The following is a 22,275-nucleotide window of genomic DNA, read 5'->3' on the forward strand; positions in this document are numbered from 1 at the left end:
AACATTCATAACCAAAATACCAAACCTGGCGGAGCGTTGTCAAGTGAGGCGGAGGCCGAAAAAAAAGGGAAAGGCGGCTCTCGGAAGAGCCGCCTTTCCCGGGGCATTCGCCTCGAAAACCGCCTTAAAGCTTGACCAGCCTCCACTTCTGGGCGCCGGTGCCGTTGTCCGTCCACAGCTGCACGTTCGTGCCGTCGGCGGTGCCCGAGCTGGAGACGTCGAGCGCCTTGCCGCTGTTCACATTGATCAGCTTGAAGCTGCCGTCCGCATTGGCGGTAATCCGCCATTTCTGGGCAGCCGAGCCGTTCTGGTTCGCGATCTGCACGTTCGTTCCGTCCGCCGTGCCCGCTCCCGCCGCGTCCAGCGCCTTGTTGCTCGCAGGATTGATCAGCGTAAAGCTGCCGTCGGCCTGGGCAAAAGCCTGCCAGCGCTGGGCGCCGGTGCCGTTGTCCGTGTAGATCTGCACGTTCGCGCCGTCGGCCGTGCTCGCCGCGTAGACGTCGAGCGCTTTGTTGCTGTTCACGTTGATCAGTTTGTAGACGGCGCCGCTTTCGACCGGAGCCGACGGCGACGAGCCCTGCGAGTAGACCCGCACGTAGTCGACCGTCATCGTCTGCGGGAACACGGTCGAGGCGTTCGGATAGCCGGGCCAGTTGCCGCCGACGGCCAAGTTCAGGATCATGAAGAACGAATGGTCGAATACCCACGTCTGTCCCGCCCCGAGCTGGCTTTTATTGAACGTGTGGAACAGGTTGCCGTCGACGTACCAGCGGATCTGGGTCGGCTCCCACTCGACGGAGAAGGTATGGAAGGAATCCGAGAAGCTGCCGCTCGGGAGCGTGTACGACTTGCTGATGCCGCCCGCGCCGGAGTAGCCCGGTCCGTGCACCGTGCCGTATACCGTCCGCGTATCATGGCCGAGGTATTCCATGATGTCCAGCTCGCCGGCGCCGGGCCAGCCCGCCTGGTCGAGGTTGCTGCCGAGCATCCAGAACGCCGGCCAGATGCCTTGGCCGTAAGGCAGCTTGATGCGCGCCTCGAACTTGCCGTACGCCTGGTTGAACTTGCCCTTGGTCAGCAGGCGCGCGGACGTATAGGCGCTGCCGTTGTAATTTTCCTTGATCGCCTTAATGACGAGATTGCCGCTGCCGTCCAGATAGGAATTGTCCCTCCGGTTCGTATAGTTTTGCAGCTCGTTGTTGCCCCAGCCGCCCGCGCCGAGGTCATAGCCCCACTTGCCGCCGTCCGGCGCGGAGCCGGAGGCGCCGTTGAACTCATCGCTCCACGTTAGGTTCCACACGGGCGCGGCCTCGGCTTTGGGCATTCCGGCCGGCCGGCCGCCCGCCAGCAGCAGCAGGGCGGCCAGAGAGAATAGGACGAGCGTTCTCCACTTCACGCAATCATTCCTCCTTTGTTTTTAAAGCGCTTCCATAATCATCGAACCGTCGTCTCCAGCTCCTCCTCTCGTCTCGGCATGCTTGGCTGGTGAAGCTCCCTTAGTATGCTCCTGCCCCAATATGAAGTAAATTCCCCTTTTTTTAGGTGGAGTTGCGGAATTTCGGGTCGCAAAAAAAAGCCCGTCCTCGATCGGCAGGCGGGCTGGATTTCAACGCTTCATATATAGCGGATGACCGCGATCTCGTCGCAGGCATGCTGCTTCGGGCAGTTCACGCAGTCCGTCCATACCTTCTCGGGGAAGATCTCCTTGTTCACGACGGAAAATCCGTTGCGCTCGAAGAAGCGGACCTCGTAGGTGAGCGCCATGATTTTGGGAATGCCCTGGGCCTGAGCCTGCTCGATCAGCTTGGCGACAAGCTTGCTGCCGATGCCTGCGCCCTTATGGCCTTCGCTGATGCCGAGCGAGCGGATCTCGACGAGATCCTGGCCGAGCCGGGTCAGCGATCCGCAGCCGACGACCGCGCCGGCGATCTCGGCGATGACGAACGTGCTGATCTGGCGGAGAAGCACGTCCTTGGACCGTGGCAGCATGATCCCCTTTTCCGCATAGCCTTGGATGAGCTCAAAAAGCGTATCGACATCCTCCGGCTTGGCGGCGCGGCATACGGCTTCCTGTACGAGCATACTCTTCTCCTCCTTCCGTCGTCATCTTTGCAATATGAATAAATATACAGCAAAGCGAATGAATGCTCAAGAGAAAAAAACGCGCCGCCGATGTATACTGGAAAAAAAGAGGAGGTGCCTGTTCCCATGACCGAACCGTACGCAGCGGACGCCCGCGAGCTGGGCGCCCGCATGCTTGAAGATGCCCGCAGCGTGTTCCGCAGCCAGAAGAAGCTCGGCGACCGGGCTCTCGCGCAGGCAGGCGAAGAGGCGCTGTTCGCCGTCCCGGCGCCGGAGTCGAACTCGATCGCCGTCATCGTCCGGCATCTGTCCGGCAATATGAAGTCCCGCTGGACGGACTTCCTCACGACCGACGGCGAAAAGCCGTGGCGCGACCGCGACGGAGAGTTCGAGCTGCCGCCCGAAACGACCGCCGCCGAGGTGATCCGCTGGTGGGAGGACGGCTGGCGCATCGTATTCGAGACGTTGGACGGGCTGCGGCCGGAGGATCTCCTGCGCACGGTCACGATCCGCAGCGAGCCGCATCTCGTGCTGCAGACGATCCAGCGCCAGCTTTCCCATTACGGCTACCATGTCGGGCAGATCGTGCAGCTGGCCAAAGCCTCGCGCGCGGCAAGCTGGCAGTCGCTGAGCATACCGCGGAACGAGTCTCGGGCGTTCAACCGGAGGCTTGGACATGAGGCCGGCGATGCGGAAAAATAAGCGCTTCTGGGCCGCCGCCCTCCTGATCGCCAGCAGCTGTCTGCTGTTTTTCCAGCTCCTTGTCTTCATTGACATGTGGATCGACTACAATGTGCCGAAGACCGGCGCGATCGGGAACGGCCCCCCGAAAATGACCGCGATGGATGGGATGCTCCTCGGCACCAGGGCCCTCGTCATCCTCGCAGGCTTCGTCCTTTCGCTGCGCAATTTCACCAAGACGCTTCGCGAAGACTCGGCGGAGCCGAATGCCTCCGACGCCGCGAACGGCGATCGCGGCTCGTCCTAAGGCCCCTTCCCGGAACGCGAAGCGCCCAGTCCTTTGTCGAGACAAAGGGCTGGGCGCTTTCTGGATTCTGGACGATGAAGCGTCGGCGGGCTCTACGAGATCAGGTCCACCGCTTTTTGCGACACGTATACTTTCGAGCCGTTGTACACGACGACGCCGTCAAGCGTGATCTTGCCGCCGTTCAGCAGCGCCTGGTTTTTGTAGAAAGGCAGCTCCAGCTTCTGGCCGTTTTTCGTGACGACGAGGCTCGCAGCCTTGATTTCGGTTTTGGCTCCTTTGGCCGCGAAGGCCGCCTGGGCTTCGACGAACAGCTGCTTCGTCGTCTGGCCGAGGTCAAGGCCGAGCACGCGGGCGATGTACTTGGCGACGTCGGTATTGTCGATGACGCCGCTCGGACGGTCGCCGTTCGGCGCGTAGGCGTACAGCACGACGTCGCCGCCCGTATGGCCGCCCGTCGTCCAGCCGATGCCGGAACGGCTGCTGATGATCGGGCCGACGGCATAGTTCATCGAGCCCGGCTTCGCCTCGCGGATCGACTTCACTTCCTCGCTCGTCAGATCCGTGATGCCGAGGTAGGTCTTTGCCGCCTCCTTGATGTTGGAGCGGGAGGCGTTCAGCTTGGACTCGAACCCTTCGCCGGTCACCTTCGCTTTTTTGAGCGGGCCGATGAACGCGGACAGCGGCTCCTCGTCGTACGAGCCGGTCGTCGCCGCGTTGCCGATCGTCAGGCCGCCGTTGCCGTGGTCGGTCACCGCTACGACCGCGGTCTGCCCGTCCCGCTTGGCGAAGCCGAGCGCGGCCTCTACCGCCTTGTCGAAGGCGAGCACGTCGCTGACGACGCCGACCGGATCGTTCGCATGCGCGGCCCAGTCGACCTTGCTGCCCTCGACCATCAGGAAGAAGCCGTCCTTGTCCTTCGACAGCACCTCGATCGCCTTGCTCGTCATCTCGGCGAGGCTCGGCTGCTTGGACGGATCGCGGTCCAGGTCATAATCGAGCGCCTTGCTGCCGAACATGCCCCACAGCTTGTCCGACTTGGACGCCTTCAGCGCGGCCGGGGTCGTCACATAGTCGTAGCCGAGCGCCTTGATCGACGCGAGCAGGTTGTTGCCGTCCTTGCGTCCGGCCGACGTCAGGAAGCTGCTGCCGCTGCCGAGCACGACGTCGATGCCGTTGTACACCTGCTGCATGCTGAGCGCGTCATAGTTTTTCCGGTCCGGATAGTGCGCGGAAAAATCGGCAGGAGTCGCATGCATGAACTCCGAGGTCGCGATGATGCCGGTCGCTTTGCCGGCCCGCTTGGACGCCTCCAGCACGGATGCGACCGGACGGCGCTCCTCGCCCTTCGCGATCGCAGCCTGTCCCGGCATCGTCGCCTTGTCCGGCAGCACGCCGACGAATCCGGTATGCGATTTGAAGCCGGTCGCAAACGCCGTTCCAGCCGGCGCCGAGTCGGCGATCGGAGCGTCGGCCGAATGCGTCCGCACCATGCCAGTCGCGAGCGCGTCCAGCGCCAGCGAGGAGCCCTTGTAGTACCTTGCGAGCGCCGTCGCCTCGTTCGCCATGCCGTCCGGGATAAGCAGGATGACGTTTTTAATGTCCGCCCCCGCCGTTTCCGCCGCCGTTCCTGGCGCGACGGAGGCGCCGTCTGCCGCAAACGCCGCCATGCTTCCCGTGCCGACCAGCGCCGCCGCGACGGCCGTGCCCATCATTCGTTTCGTCCAAAGCCTGCTCGTTTTCAAATCGTTAACCCCTCTCCATCGTTCGTTTCTTTGTCATCCTAAAGGAGAACCGTTAGCGTTTTGTAAACTTCGGCCTCGAATCCGATCAAATGAACTTAAATAAATCGTAAATAATACTATCTTAGTCATGAACCATATACCGCTAAAAGAACGCAAAAGGAGCGCTTCCGCAGCCGATGCTGCCAGAAGCGCTCCTTTTTCGGGACGGACGAGGCACGCCGCCAGAGGGCGACGCGGCTCGCCTTCGCCCTTTACTTCCGCTCGAACGAGGCCTTCCATTGCTCCTCGAGCCAGCCGTCGAACTCGGCTCCCTTGTCGCCTTCGAGCACGTCATACACGTCCAGCCTCATCTTCTTCAGCTTTTCCTTGAAGTCGGCGAAGCTATGTCCGTCGGCCAGGCTCTTGCGCACGCGCACGACGATCTTGTCCAGTCCCTTGACCGGGACGGAGCCTTTGCGGACCGGCGCCTGCGCCGGCTCGCCGAGCGAGACGAGGCCGCGGTAGGCCGCCTCGCGCACCGGATGCACCGGATCGTCTGCCAGCAGGCGGCGCAGGATGGCGGCGGACTGCGGCGCCTTGAGGGCGGCCAGCTCGGACGCCGCCTGCTGGCGCGCCCTCCAGTCGGAGGTGCGGCTGGCGGCGCGCTTGAGCTCGACGACCGGATCGACGGCTTCCGGCTCTGCCGGATCGGCTTTGATTTGGTTCGGTTTCGTTTTCAAGGAATTCAATCCCCTTCGCTTCTAAGAATGAATCGCATCGTCCAGGACGCCGATGAACGCCCCGAACACTTCGTTGCCGAGCAGCACGCCTTGCGGCGACAGCCGGTAGCCCTGGCCCGGACGCAGCGGCGTGCCTCCCGGCAGGCTGCCGTGCTCTCCGTCCTCCAGACGGAGCAGCAGCCCGCCCTCCACCAGCGGCCGCAGCTGCGCTCCGAACACGCCCTCGATCGTCCGTCCCGGGAACTGCCGCTCGAAGTCGGCTCCGCGCACGCCGTCCAGCAGGCGCAGGCCGACCATCATGAAGTCCTCCATCGCCTCGGCCTCGGACACCGTCTCCCCCGACAGGCGGGGCAGGCGCTCCAGCGCGGCGTCGATGTACGGCTGCACGCCCTTGATGTTGACGTGGCGATGGCGCTCCAAGTAGCCGTGCGCCCCCGCGCCGAGCCCGTAGTAAGGCTCGTTGCGCCAGTAGGTCGAGTTATGCCGGCTCTCGAAGCCGGGCTTCGCGAAGTTGCTGATCTCGTAATGCTCGTAGCCGGCTCCCTGGAGGCGGCCGATGAGATGCAGGTACATCTCCAGATCCTCGTCCTCGGTCGGCAGCGGCAGCTGGTTTTTCTCGTAGAGATGATGGAACAGCGTGTTCTCCTCGACCTTGAGGCTGTACAGCGAGTAGTGCGGCAGGTCGAGCGCGAGCGCCTTGTCCACGCTGTCGGACAGCAGCTCGACCGTTTGGCCCGGCAGGCCGAACATGAGGTCGATGGACAGGTTGCCGAAGCCCGCCGCCCGCGCGTTGTCCAGGCTGCGGTACACGTCGTCGACGTCATGGATGCGGCCGATCCGCTGCAGCAGGCCGTTGTCGAACGACTGCACGCCGAAGCTCAGCCGGTTGACGCCGCCGGCGAACATGACCGCCAGCTTGTCGGGATCGGTCGTGCCGGGATTGGCCTCCATCGTGAATTCCGTGCCCTCGTGCAGCGGCCAGAGCCGGCGCACCGAGGCGAGGAAGCGTTCCATCTGGGGCGGCGTCAGCACCGTCGGCGTGCCGCCACCGACGAATACGGTGTCGATGCGCTCCGCCGGCGTCGCCGACAGCGTCCGCTCCATCTCGCGCTCCAGCGCGGTCAGATAATCGTCGACCGGCTGGCCTTTGAGGATGTAGGAGTTGAAGTCGCAGTAATGGCACTTGTTCGTGCAGAACGGGATATGGATGTAAAGCGCTCTGGGCGCGTGATGCAGCATAGGTGTTCCCTCCTCGGCGGAGCCGCGCGGACCAGGGCGTGCTTGCAGACATGCCCTAGCCGCGGATGCCCCGTAAAACGGCGCAAGAGGAGAGCGGCCGCTCTCCTCCGTCCGGTTCGGAACCGCGCGGCCGCGAGGGCCGCCGGCTCCGACTCAATCCTCGTCGATCTTGAGCACGGCCATGAACGCCTCTTGCGGAACCTCGACGTTGCCGACCTGCTTCATCCGCTTCTTGCCTTCCTTTTGCTTCTCGAGCAGCTTGCGCTTGCGGCTGATGTCGCCGCCGTAGCACTTGGCGAGGACGTTTTTGCGCATCGCCTTGACCGTCTCGCGGGCGATGACCTTCTGGCCGATCGACGCCTGCACCGGCACCTCGAACATCTGGCGCGGGATGAGCTCCTTGAGCTTCTCGCAGATGATCCGTCCGCGCTGGTAGGCGCGGTCGCGGTGCACGATGACCGACAGCGCGTCGACCGTCTCGCCGTTCAGCATGATGTCCATCTTGACCAGCTTGGACTGGCGGTAGCCGCTCAGCTCGTAGTCGAACGAGGCGTAGCCCTTGGTGCTCGACTTGAGCTGGTCGAAGAAGTCGTAGACGATCTCCGACAGCGGGATCTGGTACGTGATCGTGACGCGGTTCGTGTCCAGATACTCCATGTTGACGAACTCGCCGCGCTTGTTCTGGCACAGCTCCATCACCGTGCCGACATAATCGTTGGGCACGATGACGGCCGCCTTGACGTACGGCTCCTCGACATGCTCGATCTTGCCGACCTCCGGGTAGTTAGACGGGTTGTCGATGTGGAGCACCTCGCCGCTCGTCAGCGTCACCGTGTAGATGACGCTCGGAGCGGTCGTGATGAGGTCGATGTTGAACTCGCGCTCGATCCGCTCCTGGATGACGTCCATGTGCAGCAGGCCGAGGAAGCCGCAGCGGAAGCCGAAGCCGAGCGCCGTCGACGACTCCGGCTCGAACGTCAGCGAGGCGTCGTTGAGCTGCAGCTTCTCGAGCGCCTCGCGCAGGTCGTTGTACTCCGTGTTGTCGATCGGATATAGGCCGCAGTAGACCATCGGGTTGATCTTGCGATAGCCCGGCAGCGGCTCCGGCGCCTGGCGCTTGGCCTCGGTGACGGTATCGCCGACGCGGGTGTCCTTGACGTTCTTGATGCCCGCGACGACGAAGCCGACGTCGCCGACGGCGAGCTCGTCCACGATCGTCATGCGCGGCTTGAACGCGCCGACCTCGATGACCTCGAACTCGGCGCCCGTCGCCATGAAGCGGATCTTCTTGCCGGCCTTGATGCTCCCGTCGACGACCCGCACGTAGACGATGACGCCCTTGTAAGGATCGTAGTGGGAGTCGAAAATGAGCGCCTTGAGCGGCTCGTCCGGATCGCCGGTCGGGGCCGGCACCTTGAGCACGACCTGCTCGAGGATCTCCTTGATGCCGATGCCGGCCTTGGCCGACGCCAGCACGGCGTCGCTCGCGTCGAGGCCAATCACGTCCTCGACCTCCTGCTTGACGCGCTCCGGCTCCGCGCTCGGCAGGTCGATCTTGTTGATGACCGGCAAGATCTCGAGGTTGTTGTCCAGCGCCAGATAGACGTTAGCCAGCGTCTGCGCCTCGATGCCCTGGGCGGCGTCGACGACGAGCAACGCGCCCTCGCAGGCGGCGAGGCTGCGCGACACCTCATAGGTGAAGTCGACGTGTCCCGGCGTATCGATCAGGTTGAGGATGTACTCCTCGCCGTCGTCGGCCTTGTAGCTCAGGCGGACGGCCTGCAGCTTGATCGTGATGCCGCGCTCCCGCTCCAGCTCCATCTGATCGAGCACCTGGGACTGCATTTCACGGGAAGTGAGCGCGCCGGTATACTCCAGGATCCGGTCGGCCAGCGTGGACTTTCCGTGGTCGATATGCGCGATAATGGAAAAGTTCCGTATCTTCTTTTGGCGGTCGCGTACGTCTGCCATGCTTTGTGATCCACACCCCTCAATAGGTCTAACCTTTATTATACCTTTTCAGAGAATGAGGGGCAATGAAAACGGCGGGGGCGGCCGCACGCCCCTACTGCGTCATCGAGTCGAACAGCGTCACGAGGAAGCGGATGCCCGAGCTCGACACGCTCTGCAGCACGCCGGCCGTGCCGTCGGCCAGCCGGTTGACGCCCGTCTCGCCCTGCGGATCCGCGATGCCCGGCAGGCGCGAGCCGTCCTCGCTCTGCCGCCGATCCCGCTGCGTCTGCGCCAGCGCCGGCGCGGCCGCCGATTCCTCGTCGCCGAGAAAGGCTCCCTCCTCCGGCACGGCGGCCGCGGCCTCGATGCCGTATTTTTTCTGCAGCCGCTTCAGCTCGGCCTCGTACTCCAGCTGCTTGAGCTTGGCCTGCTGCAGCTCCAGCTCCCGGACCGCCTGCGCGTAGCGCCCGATCTCGGCCGGCTCGCTGCCCTCGACGGGGCCGTAGACGCGGCCGATGCCGGCCGACGTCATCTCCATCCCGAACATCAGCACCGCCGCGAGCGCGGCGCCGACGATCGTCCATTTCAGCGGTCCTCTTTTCATGCCGGACGCCCTCCTTCATCGATTTGCTCTTATTTCGCTCAAGCCTTCTGGTCGTTGAAATACAGGTCGGCGATGACCTCCGCGAGCGCGTCCGCCGTCCGGTAGCATTCCTCCAGCGTATTGTCGACGCCGCCGATCTCGATCAGGATGCTCTGGCCCGACAGCGACTGGTTGTACTCGCCGTTGTTGCCGGAGGTTTTCGCTTTGCCGAGGATGCCCCGAGACAGGCCGGGATACTCCTTGTCGAGCCGCTCGTGGATCGACTCGGCGAACGCCATGTTGCGCTCCCAGTCCGGATTGCCTTTGCCGATGACGAAAAACACCTTGGCGTAATCCTGGCCGCCGATCGACTTCGTCGTGATCTTGCGCTTCTGCGAGTCGCGATGGATGTCGAAGAACAGCTTCAGCTGCCCGTTCTCGCTCATCGCCTGCTGCACCGTCTTCTTGGAGTACTTGTAGCTCAGCTCCCAGCGGTAGCCGGCGACGGCCGTCGGGTAGTCCGTCGTGTCGTGCAGCGTGCCGATGCCGCGCTTCTCCAGCTGCTCCGCCAGCCGCGAGCCGACCTGGCCGACGTTGATCTTGGCCGACTGCGGGTCGCTCACGCCGCCGCCGAGCTCCGGCGCGTACGATTCGCGGGCATGCGTATGGTAAATGAACACCAGGTTCTTGCTCGACGCCGTCTCGCCGGCGGACGGCTGCTGCTCTCCTCCGCCCTGCGGAGCCGGCTCGACTGCTCCCCCGGGCATCTCCCCGACCGGACCGACGCCCGGCTCGTCCTCTCCGTCCAGCACGCCCGGGTCGTGGGCGTCCATATCGTCGGCCTCTTCGCCGGCCGACCCGTCCGCCGGCGCTCCGCCGTCCGGCGAAGGGACCGGGCTCGCCGGCGGCTCCATGCCCGGCATGCCGGCGGCCAGCAGGCTGCGCGGATCGGCCGGGTTGACCTCCGTCAGCGTCTCGGCCGCCGCTTGCGCCAGCTCGCGGTCGGAGAAGCTGCCCTGCGCCGGACTATGGTAGACGGGAATCTCCATTCCCAGCATGTCCGCAAAAAAGGCGGTTGAAACCGTCGACGCCAGCCCTTGCAGCGAGGCCGCCCCCCGCTGCTCCCGCACCATCGCGAGCGCTCCGATCAGCATGAACGCGACCATCGAGCAAAGGCTGATCGCCACGAACGTCCTCCCTGCGGTGAGCAGCCGCCTCAGCCGCAGGCTTGCGTCTTCCTTGCCTGTTCCCATCCGAATCATGCTTGTCCCCTCCTGATGCCGATATGGCCTTTCCCTCTTGCGCTCCGCCGAATCTAGCAACTGCTATCTACTCTATGAACAGGGGGAGGAAGGTAGAACCGCGGACCGGGATCGGACCCGAAAGCGCAAAAAAGCCCGCCTCGGAAAGAGGCGGGCGAAAGCGGGAACAGCGTCTTACTGGGCGACCATGCCGCCGTCGACCGTATAGAGCGAGGCGGTCACGAACGACGCTTCGTCCGACAGCAGGAAGTTCATGACGGCCGCTACTTCCTGCGGCTCGCCGTAACGGCCGAGCGGCGTGAGCGACTCGTTGGCCGTCTTGAACGCGTCCGGCGTCCCGGAGTTGGCTTCGATCTTGCGCATCATGGCCGTGTTGATCGTGCCCGGCAGCACCGCGTTCACGCGGACGCCGCTCGGGGCGGCCTCGTTGGCGGCGACGCGGGTCAGGCCGATGACGGCATGCTTGGACATGATGTAAGGAGACATGCCCGGCGCGCCCATCAGGCCGGCGAGCGAGGATGTGTTCAGGATCGCTCCGGACTGCTGGCGCTTCATGACCGGCAGCACATGCTGCAGGCCGAGGAAGACGCCGCGCACGTTCACCCGGTAGACCAGGTCGAGCGCGTCGACGCTCTGCTCCTCGATCAGCCCCATCGGGCCCTCGATGCCGGCGTTGTTGGCGAAATAGTCGATCCGTCCGAATTTATCCAGGGCGGCTTGGACGTAGCCCTTCACCTCGTCCTCGACGGAGACGTCCGCCGCGACGGCAAGCGAGTTCGTCTCGTTCAGGCCGAGCTCCTCGGCGACGGCGAGCACCGCTTCGCGCTTCAGATCGACGAGCACCAGATTCACGCCCCGCTCGGCCATCCGGCGGGCCAGCTCCTTGCCGATGCCTCCGGCTGCTCCGGTAATGATGGCGGTTTTGGCTTCGGTTGTCATTGTCGATGCACTCCTTTATTCTGTATGCTGTCGCTCCCGGACGGCGGCCGCAGCGTCCGGAAGCGCTTCAAAATGCTGCTGCCCCTTCAGTGTACGCCCCTCTTCCGAGGGCCGCAATGAGCAGCGGACCGCTCGCTGTCCGGTAGGCGACAGCGGCGGCCGAGCTGTCGGCCGGAGCGGCGAAATTGGACATTTCAAGCGATAATGTCGCATCCGCCGCGAGTGAAAAGAGCGGAAACCCTGCAAACTAACGGAGCAGAAAGGAGCCCGGATACGAATGGAAGACAGGCTGGACCGACGATCAAAGAGGACACGGGAAGCGCTGCAGCAAGCCTATGTGCGGCTTCTGCGCGAGAAGAAGGCGTCGGCGGTGACGATCCAGGACATCGCGGAAGCCGCCGACTACAACCGCGGCACGTTTTACAACCACTACCCCGGCAAGGAGGAGCTGCTGGCGGAGATCCGCAGCGAGTTCCTGCGCCGGTTCTCCGAGCTGCTGCTCGCGCCCTATCCGGACCGCAGCGGCGTGGAGGCGGCGGAAATCTACCCGTCGAGCCTGATGCTGTTCGAGCATGTCGAGCGCAGCCGGGAAACCTTCCTCGCGCTGCTCGGCACGGATGCCGGCCTGCCCGAGGCGATGACCCGCGTGCTGAGAGAGTCGATGCGGCGCGACCTGCGGCTCACGCTCGAAGGCGATCCCGCCGAGGTCGATCAGGACTTTATGCTGCACTACCGGGCTTCCGCCACGATCGGGACGCTGCTGTACTGGGCCGAGACCGGGTTCAAGTTCTCGGCCTCCTACATGGCGCGCCAGCTCATGCTGCAGCTCAACCACCGGCTCGATTATATCGCGTTCAATGAAAAGGCGAGGCCCGAATAAGCCTCGCCTGACGCCGTGGGTCAATGCGTATAGGCCGCCACGTTGGAGCTGTCGACCGCCTCGTGCAGGGCAGCGTTCAGGCTGCTCGCGATGACGTTGGCGATATCCTCGATGAACTGGTCGATCTCCTTGGGCGTCACGAGCAGGTCATGCTTGAGCGGGGAGAGCACCTCCTTGACGAGCGCGAGCCGCTCCTGCTCGGCGAGCTGGTCGACGAGGCCCATGATCTGGCTCGTATCGCCCTGCTCCTTGCGAAAATGCTCCTTCATCATGTCGATGGCGCTGTTGACGAGCGTGGACGCGTACACGACCGTCGGAACGCCGATCGCCACGACGGGCACGCCGAGAATGTCCTTCGTTAGTCCCTTGCGCTTGTTGCCGATGCCGGAGCCGGGGTGGATGCCCGTGTCGGCGATCTGGATCGTCGTGTTCACCCGCTCGAGCGAGCGCGAGGCGAGCGCGTCGATGGCGATGATGACGTCCGGCTTCGTCTTTTCAATGATGCCCTGCACGATCTCGCTCGACTCGATGCCGGTGATGCCGAGCACTCCCGGCGCTACCGCGCTGACGGCGCGGTAGCCCGGCGCGACCTGATCGGGCATCAGCTCGAAAAACTGCCGCGTCACCATCGTGTTCTCGACGACGAGCGGGCCGAGCGCATCCGGCGTCACATTCCAGTTGCCGAGCCCGACGATGAGCACGCTGGCGTTCGCCGGCACCGCGAGCTGCTGCAGGAAGCGCTCGAACTCCTGCGCGAAGCGCGTCGCCACCTTGTCGCCGAGCTCCGAGTCATGCGTGCGCAGCTCCGGCACCTCGAACGTGACGTATTTGCCGATCACTTTGCCGATCGCCTGCGAGCCCGCCTCGTTCTGCACCTCCAGGCGCGTGACCTTGATGCCGTCCGCTTCCGCCGTCTCCATCAGCACGCCGGGAACCGGGCTTCCCGCTTCCTCGGCCATTTCCTTCGCTTCCAGCGCCAGATCCGTATGGACGGCATATTGGCTCAAATCGACATCATGGGTCATGCGAACAGCTCCTCTGCCCGTTTTGTCCCTAGTGTGCGAAGCGGCCTCCGATCTTATGCGGAAGCGGTTCCCTCATCCTTCCTATATGGTTGCAATTTGGGCAGGCCCATGATAAGATACTTTAAGTTGTGTTGCAGTACGGGGCCTGTACCCCTTGTAGGAGGTGAATCACAAGTGCCAAACATTAAATCCGCCATCAAACGCGTGAAAACGAGCGAGAAACGCCGCGCTCTGAACGCTTCCCAAAAATCCGCGCTTCGCACGGCTGTCAAGTCGGCTGATGTCGCTATCGCCGGTACCGATGCAGAAGCAGCGAAGGCTGCCCTGATCGTGGCTTCCAAGAAGCTGGACAAAGCCGTTACCAAAGGCCTGATCCATAAAAATGCCGCAGCCCGTAAAAAATCCCGCCTGGCCAAGAAGCTGAACGCCCTTACGGCTCAAGCTTAATCGCCGCCAATGCGGAAAGCCCGCTCCTCCCGGAGCGGGGCTTTTTGATGCCTTCCCAGGCAAGGCGCCGGCGGCCGGCTCGCGCGCTCAAGGCTGCGGCACCGCGGCCGGCTGCGCTCCCATCGACAGGAAGAACAGCTGCAGGCCGAGCTCTTTGTCCACCTGGCCGGTCTTCATCCGGTAGTCCAGCTCCGCAAGCGCGGCCAGATGCCGGCCGAGCACGGCCGTGTCGTAGCGGCGCGCCTTTTCGGCCGCAAGCTTGACGGCATACGGATGCAGCCCGAGCTGCCCGGCCATCTGCTGCGGCGAGTAGCGGTGGCGCTCCAGCTCCTTGATCTGCAGCATGATGCGCAGCTGGCGGGCGACGAGCGCCGCGATGCGGATCGGCTCCTCCTTGCGCAGCAGCAGCTCGCGGTATAGCGCGAGCGTGCGGTCCATGCGCCGCTCCAGCGCCGCGTCGACGAGCGCGAACGCATCCTCCTCGACCGTCGCCGCCGTCAAGCGGGCGACGTCGTCCTTGGTCACGGCGCCGCCCTCGCCGGCGTACAGGCAGAGCTTGTCGACCTCCTGCGCGAGCGCCTGCATGCTGGTGCCGAGCCGCGCGACGAGCAGCTGCGCCGCTTCCTCGTCGAGCGAGCGCTTCTGATCGGCCGCGCGCCGGACCGCCCAGGACGCCAGCTCTCCCTCGCTCAGCTCGGGAAAAGCGACGATCAGGTTGCGCTCCTTGAGCAGCTTCACGATCTTGCGGCGCTCGTCGAGCTTGTCCGCCTGCACGAGAAACAGGATGACGCTCGTCTCGGACGGCTGCTCCATATAGCTCAGGAACCGCTCGGCCTTATGCTCGAGCTTGCCGTTTTCCTTGGCGGCCGCGCACAGCACCGCTCCGTCGCGCACGACGATCAGCTTGCGCGGCACGAAAAAGGGCGGCGTCTGCGCCTCCGCCACGATTTCCTCCAGCGCCGTCTCCGCCGTATCGAAGCGGACCATGCCGAGCTCCCTTTCGTCCGGCGCCAGCAGCTTGTCCGCGAGCATGGAGGCGAACTGCCCCATGCGGTACCGGTCCTTGCCGAACGCCGCGTAAACCGGCGCGATCCGGCCCGCCTTGATGTCTTTCCCTACGTCCTTCGCATGCATGCCGTCCCCTCCTAGCCTGTCGTCCCATCATAGGACAGATCGCGTCGACCGGCAAGCGGCCGCATGACAAAAGGCGCTGCCTGCATGTCGCAGGGCAGCGCCTTTTGGAGCACGATCGGACCATCTATATAAACATCGATCCAAAGGCTCCCAGGCGCCTCGGCCGATGGTCATACGATGTCAGGGGCTGCGTCCTCCCCGCTGACGGGCTGATGAAGCATCATACGCGGATGTCCCCGATTCGGTGCTTGGCCCGCCCGCCTATTCTTCCACAAGCGCGCCGTTATCGGCGTCGATCCGGTACGGCTTGGCGGTGCCGTCCGTCGCAGTGACGGTGACGCTCAGGTAGCGGCTGTCGTCGCTCCAGACCGGATGGGACACGACGCCCTCGAACATATGGTCGAACACCTTGCCTCCGGCGGCATTCTGGATGACGATCCAGCCCTGGCTGATCGAATAGCTGTACGCCCGATCCGGAGAATACGTCGCCTCCGGCACGGCCGCGAAGCCCATGTCGGCGCTGCCCATGATGTCCGAGACGACGCCCGGCGAAGGACCGGCGAAGTTCATGATGCCTTGCGGCGTCTTGGCGAACTCGCGCGCGGCGCCGCCGCCAGGCGACGGATAGACCGTCGAGCCCTGGCCTCCGCCTGCGGAGACGGACGGCGATTCCGGTCCTTGCGTCCGCTGGTTCTGTTCCGTGCGGGGCGCCACCGACCGTGTTTCGCTGTCGAGAGGCGTCGTCGAGGTCGGCACCGTCTGGCTGTCCACGATCTGCTGCTTGGGCTCGGCTCCCGCCTCGCTGCCTCCCGAGGCCGCCCCCTCCGTCCGGTCGGCGCTGGCCGGAGCGGATTCCTCGCTCGCGCTCATCAAGCTCGCCGCTTCCCCGCCCGTATCGGCCACGGTATTCGAATGGCCGAGCGGAGATTCCGGTCCGGAGCCCCACGGAGCGAGGATGAGAATGATCGCCGCGGCGGCTGCGGCCGCCGCGGAGCCCGTCCAGATGCGGGCGCGCCGAGTGAAGCGGCCTGCTGCCGGCCGACGGGCAGGCTGTCCGCCGCTTGCGCCCGTCTCCGCCGCTTGGAGCGCGAACGCCTTGGCTTCGCGATGCGCGTCGATTTCGTCGAGCTGCGGCAGGATCGAGTCGACCAGGCTGAAAGGCGGGGTTACTTTGGGAAGCTCCCCGAGCTCTCCAGACAGCCGTTGCAGCCGCTCGAACAGCTCCTGGTCGTCCGGGCAACGCCGGAGATGCTCCATCAGCTCCTGGCGTTCCAGCTCGTCAAGATCTCCGTCCAGATATCGGTTCATGTATTCTACCACCTCTTGACAAGTCATCCTCGGACACCACCTTTCTGATAGTCATGGAGCAGCGTCTGCAGCTGCTGGCGGGCCCGGAACAAGTAAGACTTCACCGTGTTGAGCGGAAGGTCGAGCGAATCCGCGATCTCGTTGTAGGAAAAGTCCTGCAGGTACCGAAGCACGACAACCGCCCTGTGGTGATCCGGCAGCTTGTCGATCGCCTCTCGAATATCTTTGGCCGCGTAAGCGGACAGCACTTCCTCCTCCACGTCCTGCTTCTCCCGGAACACCATGTCATGTTCCTCGATGGAGACGACGGGCTTCGTGCGGCGGAATTTATCGATGCATATATTCGTGACGATCCGCTGGATCCAGGTTTTGAACTGCGCTTTCTCTTCGTAGGAGTTGATCTTGGTGTAGATGCGGATCAGCGCCTCCTGCGAAGCGTCCAGCGCGTCCTGCTCGTTGCCCAGAATGTAATAGGCGGTCCGGTAAACGTGGTTCTCTATGTCGCGCAATAGGGACACGAGAGCGTCGCGATCGCCCTGTTGAGCGGCTCGTATGAGGCCAGGCTCTACCACGAAGGTTCCCCCTCTCTTGCACCGTCACTGACGCAGCCGGGCTGCTCAAGGTTGCGGCGCATTCAAAATAAATATAAAAAAGTGAGTAATGGAAAAAATTTTCACAAGGAAGCGGGACGAGAGAATATTTCCCCGCCCCGAGAGCACTCCCCTACCTTAGCAAAAAAAGCTCCCGGCGTATAGACGCCGGGAGCGGGAGAAACTGGAGACCGTGCCGAACGGGCCGCCGGACGGGCCGCCGGACGGCGCTGGCTTGACTGCGGCAAGAGCGGCAAGCGATGCCCCGGAGCGGGGCTGCGGACGCGCCCTAGCCTCCCTGCTTGCGGTATTCCTGCGGGTTCAAGCCGTATACTTTGCGGAACAGCCGCGCGAAGTAGGAGAAGTTGCCGTAGCCGAGCCCCGCCGCGATCTCGCTGACGCTCTCGTCCGTGCCGAGCAGCCGGGCGGCGGCCGCGCGCATCTTCTCCTGCAGGATGTAGTCGGTCAGCACCTTGCCCGTCTCCTTGCGGAACAGCCTCGACAGATAGGCCGGATTGAGATACACCTGCTCGGCCAGCTCCTCGCGCGACAGGTCGCGGTCGAGATGCTCGGCGATGTACGCCTTGACCTGGCGCAGCACCGGGCTTTCCGCGCGGCGCGACTGCGCGAGCGAGCCGATCTGCTCGAGCAGGGCGTCCGCCCAGGCGAGGAAGCGCTCCGCCGAGCGCGACGCCGCATGCACGCCTTGCTCCCGCCAGCGATGAAGCAGATGGGCGGGAAAGCCTTTGCGATGCAGCGCGAGATAGGCCGCCTGCAGCAGCGCGTAGGCGTAGATCTCCAGCGTGCGCGGCGCGAGCTCGTCCTGGCGGGCCGCCACCAGCCCGGCCAAGCGCGCTTTCATGCCGGACGTTCCTTCCCGCTCGAGCAGATCCGCCCATTCCAGCAGCTCGGCCGCCGGCGGCGAGCCTTCGCGCTCCTCTCCCGCATGCCGCAGCTCCGGCGAGGTCCGCACGCTCGCATCGCCGCCGCCGACGCTGCGGTATTCGTCCAGCAGCACGCCGAGGCATTCGCCGCGCAGCTCCGCGACCGGCACGGAGCTGCCGATGTAGACGGACATCTTGCAATAGAAATAGTCGCGGCACGCCTGGCGGTAGCGGTCGCACAGCCCGATCAGCTCCGCCTCCCCGAGCGCGCCGCGTCCTTCGAACAGCAGAATCCAGCCGTTGCCGCGGTCGTCCTCGGCGACCGCGCCGGGATGCTCGGCGAGCAGCAGCTCCTCGGCGGCCTTGCGCAGGGCGAACTCCATCACGCGCTCGTCGCGCTCGCTGATCGGCTTGTCCCAGTTCTCGACGCTGATGAGCAGCGGCCGCACTCGAGACAGCGCGTCCGGGTCGGCATCGGCCGCTCCGGCGGTCAGCTCCAGCCAGCGCCCGTCGGCGCTGTCGCGCCCTTCGAGCAGGTCGTTCCAGCGCCGCTCGGCGACGAGCGGCTTTTGCATCTGCCACTGCTCCGCCATCTGCTGGTAGCGCTCCGACTCCTCGTCGCCCCGCCGCCGCTCGGCGATGCGGGCGCCGAGGCCGCGCAGCACCTCCTCCAGCTCGGCATAGATGACCGGCTTTAGAATGTAGTCGCTGCTGCCGAGCTGCAGCGCCTTTTGCGCATAGCGGAACTCGGAGTGGCAGGTGAGGAACACCGTCTCGAGCCTCAGCCCTTCCGCGCGCACCCATTCCACCAGCTCCAGGCCCGACTGCTCCGGCATCTCGATGTCGCAGATGAGGATGTCCACCTCGCGCTCGAGCAGCAGCCGGCGCGCCTCCTCCGCCCCGTGCGCCTCGTACACCTCGGCGATGCCCGCCCGCTCCCAGCGGACGCCGGCGCGAAGGCCCTTGACGGCATAGATCTCGTCGTCCACGATCAGCGCGTTCATGCCATCCTCTCCTTTCCTGCCGCCCTCTGGCCCGAGGGCGGCGCGTGCAGCGGCAGCCGGAGGACCGCGCTCAGCCCGCCCTCCGCTCCGTTGTCCAGCTCAAGCCGCACCGCCGTTCCATAATAAAGGCGGCTGCGGCGAACGACGTTCCAGAGGCCGACGTGGCGCTCTCCCGGCTCCGCCGCATGGATCCGTTCCAGCAGCGGTCCGAGCGAGCCGGCCGCGATGCCCTTGCCGTTGTCTCTCACCTCGATGAGGACCGCCGCTTCGCCGCCGGCCGCGTCCTCCTCCGCCTCCGGGCTCCGCCGCACCGTCACCTCGATGCGGAACGGCCCGCCCCCGCTCGCCTTGAAGCCGTGGACCATCGCGTTCTCGACGAGCGGCTGCACCGACAGCGGCGGCAGCGGGAAGCTTTCGAGGCCGGGCTCGACCTCGAAGCCGAAGGCCAGCGATTCCGGGAAGCGGTGCTTCTGGATCGTCAGGTAGTCGCGGATATGCTCCAGCTCGTCGGACACCGTCACCGAAGCCGCCCCCGTGTTGATCGTGAAGCGGAAGTACCGCACGAGATGGAGGGCGATGCTCTGGATGATGTCGTAGCTGCGGATCTGCGCGAGCTGGTAGACGATGTTGAGCGAATTCATGAAGAAATGAGGCTGGATCTGCGCCTGCAGATGCTTGAGCTCGGCTTTCTGCGTGCGGATCTTCTCCTCGTAGATGTCGATCTTCAGATGCTCGATCTGCTCCGCCATGCCGTTGAACGTCTCGTTGATCGTATCGAACTCGGGCAGGCGGCTGTCCGGCAGCCGCGCGCTCAGATCGCCGGCGCGGATTTTACGCATGCCGCGGATGAGCCGGTACATCGGCATGACGACCGCTCGCTGCAGGACGTACAGGTAGACGCCGAGCAGCACCGCCGCCAGCACCGGCACCGCATAGGTCAGATAGCGGAAATACGGCAGTCCCTCCAGCAGCGACTTTTCGGGCATGAGCAGCAGCAGCCGCATGTCCGCCATGCGGGAATCCTTGGCGACGAGCAGATGCGGCTGCGGCACGTCGGCGATCGCATAGCCGGCGAGCGCCTCGGCCAGCGCGCCCGGCATGCCCGCGGCGAGGCCGCCTCGCAGCCCGGCGGCGAGCTCCGTCAGCGGCTCGCCGGAGCCGCTCGTCAGCACGGCGAAGCCTTTGCCGCCCGTGCCGAGCTCATGCAGCGGCGCCATCAGCCGGCCGATATCGACCCAGGCGCCGATCGCCGAGCCGTAGCCGTTGTCGACGACGCGCAGCAGCGCGAACGAGCCGTCCAGCCGCTGCAGCGTCCAGCCGGTGTACGGCGTGTCCGCTCCGGGCCCGGCCCGCAGCACGTCCCGCAGCCGCGCGACGATGCGCTCCTTGCGCTCGAACGAGACGTTCTGCTGCTGGGCGAGGAACAGGTCCTCGTAGCGGGAGCTGTAGGCGAACAGCACGTCGGCCGCCTCGTAGTAGTTCGTATTGGCTCCGAGATCGGCCGCCGCCTGCGTTTTCGCCCGGTAGTAGTCCCAGCCGCCCCGCTCGTTCTGCGAGAGCGTCATCAGGTCGCGGTTCTGCTCGGCCGTCTTGAACAGATAGTTCTGGACCTCCTCGAGCACCTTGTCCATGTCGTTCAGATACATCGTCAGCAGGCTGCGGTTGGACTGGGCGACCTGGGAACGGACGACCGACGTCGAATAAAGGTTGTTCCACAGCAGAAGCAGCACGAGCGGCGCCGTCACGCCGACGAAGCCGATGATGAGGCGGGTCCGCAGCGTCTTCGCCTGCTTCGGCCGTGCCGAGCCGGATCCGTTGCGGCGCGCAGGCAGCCAGGCAGCCGGCATCAGGATTCCCCCTCTCCGGCGGAGGCTCCGCCTGCGGCGAGCCAGGCGTCGAGCTGGCGCTGCTTCTCCGCGATGACCTTGTCCGCGCCGGCGGCCTTCAGCTGCTCCAGGTACATCGGGATGACGGCGTCGGGATCGAGCTCGCCGGTGATGAGCGCGGGCGAGAACTCCTCGTCGACGCGGCTGCAGGCGGCGATCTCGTTGCTGACGGGCGACGGATCGAAGACGAAGCCGAGCGCCTTGGACGGCTCCGCTTCCTCGTTGAAGCGGCGATAATTGTCCCATTGCTGCGGATCCTCGTTGTCCCACAGATAGGAATTCAGCTGGTTGCCGAACATCCAGGGCAGGTTGAAGTTGTAGCGGACCGTGCGCGCGTCCACGCCCGGCGGGTAGGCGATGCGCCCGTCCGGCCGCACGACGTAGTGGCGGCCTTCGATGCCCCAGTCGAGCAGATTGAGCAGATAGCGGTCCGTATACAGCAGCTCCAGCAGCCGCATCGCCTTCTCGGGATGGCGGGACGTCCGCGGGATGGCGAACATCGCGCTCGTCACGTCCGCCGTCGTCGTGTACGGCTTGGTCAGCTCGACGGCGACCATCGGCATGCCGGTGTTGCGCGAAGCCTGGATCTCGAAGCCCGGCTTCATCGACTCCGCGAAGGCGAAGGCGGCGCCGGCCTTCACCGCCTCGTACTCGCTGTCGCGGGAGGTGACCGCGTCGGCGTTGAGGTAGCCGCTGCGGCGCCATTCGTACATCAGCTTGGCGTAGTCGCGGTACGTCCGGGCGGCGGCGAGATTGACGACCTTGAGGCTGCCGCCCGCGCGCTGCAGCACGCCCGGACCGTCGCCGAGCATGTCGAACAGGCCGTATTGGAGCAGGAATGTCAGCGGGCTCCGGTCGGCGCGCACCTGCAGCGGCGTCACGCCCGGCTCGCGGCGCTTGATCGTCTCCAGCACCGGTCCGAGATCGGCGAGCGTGCGGATCGCCTCGAGGCGGATGCCGTGCTTCTCGACGAGATCGGCGCGCATCACGATGCCCTTGCTGGCGGCGAACTCCTTGTTCGTCGGAATGCCGTACAGCTTGCCGCCGATGCGGCTCGCCCGCAAAATTTCCGGATCGAGCACGCTGGCGATGCCGGCGCCTTCGCGCTGCAGCAGCTCGTCGAGCGGCAGGAAACGGCCGCGCGACACCTCGTCGCCGAAGCGCATCCAGCCGGCGGTGAACATGAGGTCGACCTGGCTGCCGGAAGCGTAGACGAGCCCCGTGCGGTCCCACCAGCTGCTCATGTCGACCGGCTTGATCTCGACGGAAGCGTCCAGCTTGTCCCGCAGGTAGCGGTTCATCTCCGCCTGCACGAGCGGCAGGTCCGGCGGCGCGACGCTGGCCGGGAACATGAGCACGAGGCGGTCGGACGCCTCGGCGCCGGACGCGGCGGAGCCGGGCGACGGCTCTCCGCCGGAGGAGCGCTCGGATCGGACGGCCGGCCACGCCGCCAGAGCGGCGAGCAGCAGCAGCGCGCCGGCGGCGGCCAGCAGGCGGACGCGGCGGGCGCGGAGCCCGCTGCGGTCGAGATCGTGGTCGGTCATGATGCGGCAGTCCCCTCTTCGTTCGATGATCCGGACCGTTCCGGTCCGGAAGCGATTTCAATTATA

Annotated in this window: 20 protein-coding genes; 4 read left to right on the forward strand and 16 right to left on the reverse strand. The window is 65.0% G+C overall.

The window, feature by feature from the left end; genetic code table 11:
- Positions 1–124: 124 nt before the first annotated feature.
- Positions 125–1,396 (reverse strand): RICIN domain-containing protein, encoded by a 1,272-nt coding sequence (locus GE073_RS16260; protein ID WP_228551574.1) that lies wholly within the window; start codon positions 1,394–1,396, stop codon positions 125–127.
- Positions 1,397–1,614: 218 nt separating this feature from the next.
- Positions 1,615–2,082, reverse strand: a complete 468-nt coding sequence (locus tag GE073_RS16265) for an N-acetyltransferase (protein ID WP_153783849.1) — start codon at positions 2,080–2,082, stop codon at positions 1,615–1,617.
- Between the two features lie 126 nt (positions 2,083–2,208).
- Between GE073_RS16265 and GE073_RS16270 the strand changes: the two genes are divergently transcribed.
- Positions 2,209–2,784, forward strand: a complete 576-nt coding sequence (locus GE073_RS16270) for a DUF1572 family protein (protein WP_101807793.1) — start codon at positions 2,209–2,211, stop codon at positions 2,782–2,784.
- Positions 2,759–3,070 carry a hypothetical protein gene (locus GE073_RS16275; RefSeq protein ID WP_028597103.1) on the forward strand — a complete coding sequence of 104 codons (312 nt, stop codon included), beginning with the start codon at positions 2,759–2,761 and terminating at the stop codon, positions 3,068–3,070. Before GE073_RS16270 ends, GE073_RS16275 begins: the two co-directional genes overlap by 26 nt.
- Positions 3,071–3,162: 92 nt before the next feature.
- Here GE073_RS16275 and GE073_RS16280 read toward each other — a convergent pair whose 3' ends face one another.
- The 7 genes from GE073_RS16280 to GE073_RS16310 all read right to left on the reverse strand — a co-directional run bounded on the left by GE073_RS16280 (position 3,163) and on the right by GE073_RS16310 (position 11,507).
- A complete protein-coding gene (locus tag GE073_RS16280) occupies positions 3,163–4,737 on the reverse strand; it encodes an alkaline phosphatase (protein ID WP_416362107.1) in 1,575 nt (524 codons plus the stop codon).
- Between the two features lie 326 nt (positions 4,738–5,063).
- Positions 5,064–5,531 (reverse strand): HEAT repeat domain-containing protein, encoded by a 468-nt coding sequence (locus GE073_RS16285; protein WP_228551576.1) that lies wholly within the window; start codon positions 5,529–5,531, stop codon positions 5,064–5,066.
- 21 nt (positions 5,532–5,552) lie between these two features.
- The gene (gene hemW / locus GE073_RS16290; RefSeq protein ID WP_101807795.1) at positions 5,553–6,770 is read right to left on the reverse strand and encodes a radical SAM family heme chaperone HemW; all 1,218 of its coding nucleotides are present in this window, start codon (positions 6,768–6,770) and stop codon (positions 5,553–5,555) included.
- A gap of 153 nt (positions 6,771–6,923) precedes the next feature.
- Positions 6,924–8,741, reverse strand: a complete 1,818-nt coding sequence (gene lepA / locus GE073_RS16295) for a translation elongation factor 4 (protein WP_028597107.1) — start codon at positions 8,739–8,741, stop codon at positions 6,924–6,926.
- 94 nt (positions 8,742–8,835) lie between these two features.
- Positions 8,836–9,327 (reverse strand): hypothetical protein, encoded by a 492-nt coding sequence (locus GE073_RS16300; RefSeq protein ID WP_153783850.1) that lies wholly within the window; start codon positions 9,325–9,327, stop codon positions 8,836–8,838.
- Positions 9,328–9,365: 38 nt separating this feature from the next.
- Complete coding sequence (locus tag GE073_RS16305) at positions 9,366–10,568, reverse strand: stage II sporulation protein P (RefSeq protein ID WP_153783851.1); 1,203 nt, start codon at positions 10,566–10,568, stop codon at positions 9,366–9,368.
- A gap of 174 nt (positions 10,569–10,742) precedes the next feature.
- Positions 10,743–11,507, reverse strand: coding sequence for an SDR family NAD(P)-dependent oxidoreductase (locus GE073_RS16310; RefSeq protein ID WP_028597110.1), 765 nt, complete (start codon positions 11,505–11,507; stop codon positions 10,743–10,745).
- 277 nt (positions 11,508–11,784) lie between these two features.
- Here GE073_RS16310 and GE073_RS16315 point away from each other — a divergent pair, with 277 nt between their 5' ends.
- On the forward strand, positions 11,785–12,387 hold the full coding sequence (locus GE073_RS16315; protein ID WP_153783852.1) for a TetR/AcrR family transcriptional regulator: 603 nt from the start codon (positions 11,785–11,787) through the stop codon (positions 12,385–12,387).
- A gap of 20 nt (positions 12,388–12,407) precedes the next feature.
- Here GE073_RS16315 and gpr read toward each other — a convergent pair whose 3' ends face one another.
- Entirely contained in the window at positions 12,408–13,412 is a 1,005-nt protein-coding gene (gpr, locus tag GE073_RS16320; RefSeq protein WP_153783853.1) for a GPR endopeptidase, read from the reverse strand.
- 174 nt (positions 13,413–13,586) lie between these two features.
- On the opposite strand from gpr, the gene rpsT reads away from it, so the two are divergent.
- Positions 13,587–13,859: a 30S ribosomal protein S20 gene (rpsT, locus tag GE073_RS16325; protein WP_028597113.1), complete on the forward strand. Its 273-nt coding sequence runs from the start codon at positions 13,587–13,589 to the stop codon at positions 13,857–13,859.
- A gap of 87 nt (positions 13,860–13,946) precedes the next feature.
- On the opposite strand, the gene holA is transcribed toward rpsT, so the two are convergent.
- From holA to GE073_RS16355, 6 genes are all read right to left on the reverse strand, one after another.
- A complete protein-coding gene (gene holA, locus GE073_RS16330) occupies positions 13,947–14,993 on the reverse strand; it encodes a DNA polymerase III subunit delta (protein ID WP_153783854.1) in 1,047 nt (348 codons plus the stop codon).
- Positions 14,994–15,254: 261 nt separating this feature from the next.
- On the reverse strand, positions 15,255–16,328 hold the full coding sequence (locus GE073_RS16335; RefSeq protein ID WP_153783855.1) for an anti-sigma factor family protein: 1,074 nt from the start codon (positions 16,326–16,328) through the stop codon (positions 15,255–15,257).
- Positions 16,325–16,873, reverse strand: a complete 549-nt coding sequence (locus tag GE073_RS16340; RefSeq protein ID WP_028597116.1) for an RNA polymerase sigma factor — start codon at positions 16,871–16,873, stop codon at positions 16,325–16,327. Before GE073_RS16340 ends, GE073_RS16335 begins: the two co-directional genes overlap by 4 nt.
- A 307-nt stretch (positions 16,874–17,180) precedes the next feature.
- Positions 17,181–18,779, reverse strand: coding sequence for a helix-turn-helix domain-containing protein (locus GE073_RS16345; protein ID WP_101807799.1), 1,599 nt, complete (start codon positions 18,777–18,779; stop codon positions 17,181–17,183).
- Positions 18,776–20,626, reverse strand: a complete 1,851-nt coding sequence (locus GE073_RS16350; protein WP_153783856.1) for a sensor histidine kinase — start codon at positions 20,624–20,626, stop codon at positions 18,776–18,778. The genes GE073_RS16345 and GE073_RS16350 overlap by 4 nt, the downstream gene beginning before the upstream one ends.
- Positions 20,626–22,209, reverse strand: a complete 1,584-nt coding sequence (locus GE073_RS16355) for an ABC transporter substrate-binding protein (RefSeq protein ID WP_153783857.1) — start codon at positions 22,207–22,209, stop codon at positions 20,626–20,628. Before GE073_RS16355 ends, GE073_RS16350 begins: the two co-directional genes overlap by 1 nt.
- Positions 22,210–22,275 lie beyond the last annotated feature (66 nt).

This window comes from Paenibacillus sp. B01 (assembly GCF_009649995.1).
GTDB lineage: Bacteria > Bacillota > Bacilli > Paenibacillales > Paenibacillaceae > Paenibacillus_O > Paenibacillus_O pasadenensis.

What these genes read in the sequence shown, in the direction of transcription:
- GE073_RS16280 (WP_416362107.1), bottom strand. Translation starts at nt 4,737, where the DNA reads ATGGCGGCGTTTGCGGCAGACGGCGCCTCCGTCGCGCCAGGAACGGCG.
- GE073_RS16355 (WP_153783857.1), bottom strand. Translation starts at nt 22,209, where the DNA reads ATGACCGACCACGATCTCGACCGCAGCGGGCTCCGCGCCCGCCGCGTC.
- holA (WP_153783854.1), bottom strand. Translation starts at nt 14,993, where the DNA reads ATGCATGCGAAGGACGTAGGGAAAGACATCAAGGCGGGCCGGATCGCG.
- GE073_RS16300 (WP_153783850.1), bottom strand. Translation starts at nt 9,327, where the DNA reads ATGAAAAGAGGACCGCTGAAATGGACGATCGTCGGCGCCGCGCTCGCG.
- gpr (WP_153783853.1), bottom strand. Translation starts at nt 13,412, where the DNA reads ATGACCCATGATGTCGATTTGAGCCAATATGCCGTCCATACGGATCTG.
- GE073_RS16315 (WP_153783852.1), top strand. Translation starts at nt 11,785, where the DNA reads ATGGAAGACAGGCTGGACCGACGATCAAAGAGGACACGGGAAGCGCTG.
- GE073_RS16305 (WP_153783851.1), bottom strand. Translation starts at nt 10,568, where the DNA reads ATGATTCGGATGGGAACAGGCAAGGAAGACGCAAGCCTGCGGCTGAGG.
- GE073_RS16265 (WP_153783849.1), bottom strand. Translation starts at nt 2,082, where the DNA reads ATGCTCGTACAGGAAGCCGTATGCCGCGCCGCCAAGCCGGAGGATGTC.
- GE073_RS16335 (WP_153783855.1), bottom strand. Translation starts at nt 16,328, where the DNA reads ATGACTTGTCAAGAGGTGGTAGAATACATGAACCGATATCTGGACGGA.
- lepA (WP_028597107.1), bottom strand. Translation starts at nt 8,741, where the DNA reads ATGGCAGACGTACGCGACCGCCAAAAGAAGATACGGAACTTTTCCATT.
- hemW (WP_101807795.1), bottom strand. Translation starts at nt 6,770, where the DNA reads ATGCTGCATCACGCGCCCAGAGCGCTTTACATCCATATCCCGTTCTGC.
- GE073_RS16275 (WP_028597103.1), top strand. Translation starts at nt 2,759, where the DNA reads ATGAGGCCGGCGATGCGGAAAAATAAGCGCTTCTGGGCCGCCGCCCTC.
- GE073_RS16270 (WP_101807793.1), top strand. Translation starts at nt 2,209, where the DNA reads ATGACCGAACCGTACGCAGCGGACGCCCGCGAGCTGGGCGCCCGCATG.
- GE073_RS16350 (WP_153783856.1), bottom strand. Translation starts at nt 20,626, where the DNA reads ATGCCGGCTGCCTGGCTGCCTGCGCGCCGCAACGGATCCGGCTCGGCA.
- GE073_RS16310 (WP_028597110.1), bottom strand. Translation starts at nt 11,507, where the DNA reads ATGACAACCGAAGCCAAAACCGCCATCATTACCGGAGCAGCCGGAGGC.
- GE073_RS16345 (WP_101807799.1), bottom strand. Translation starts at nt 18,779, where the DNA reads ATGAACGCGCTGATCGTGGACGACGAGATCTATGCCGTCAAGGGCCTT.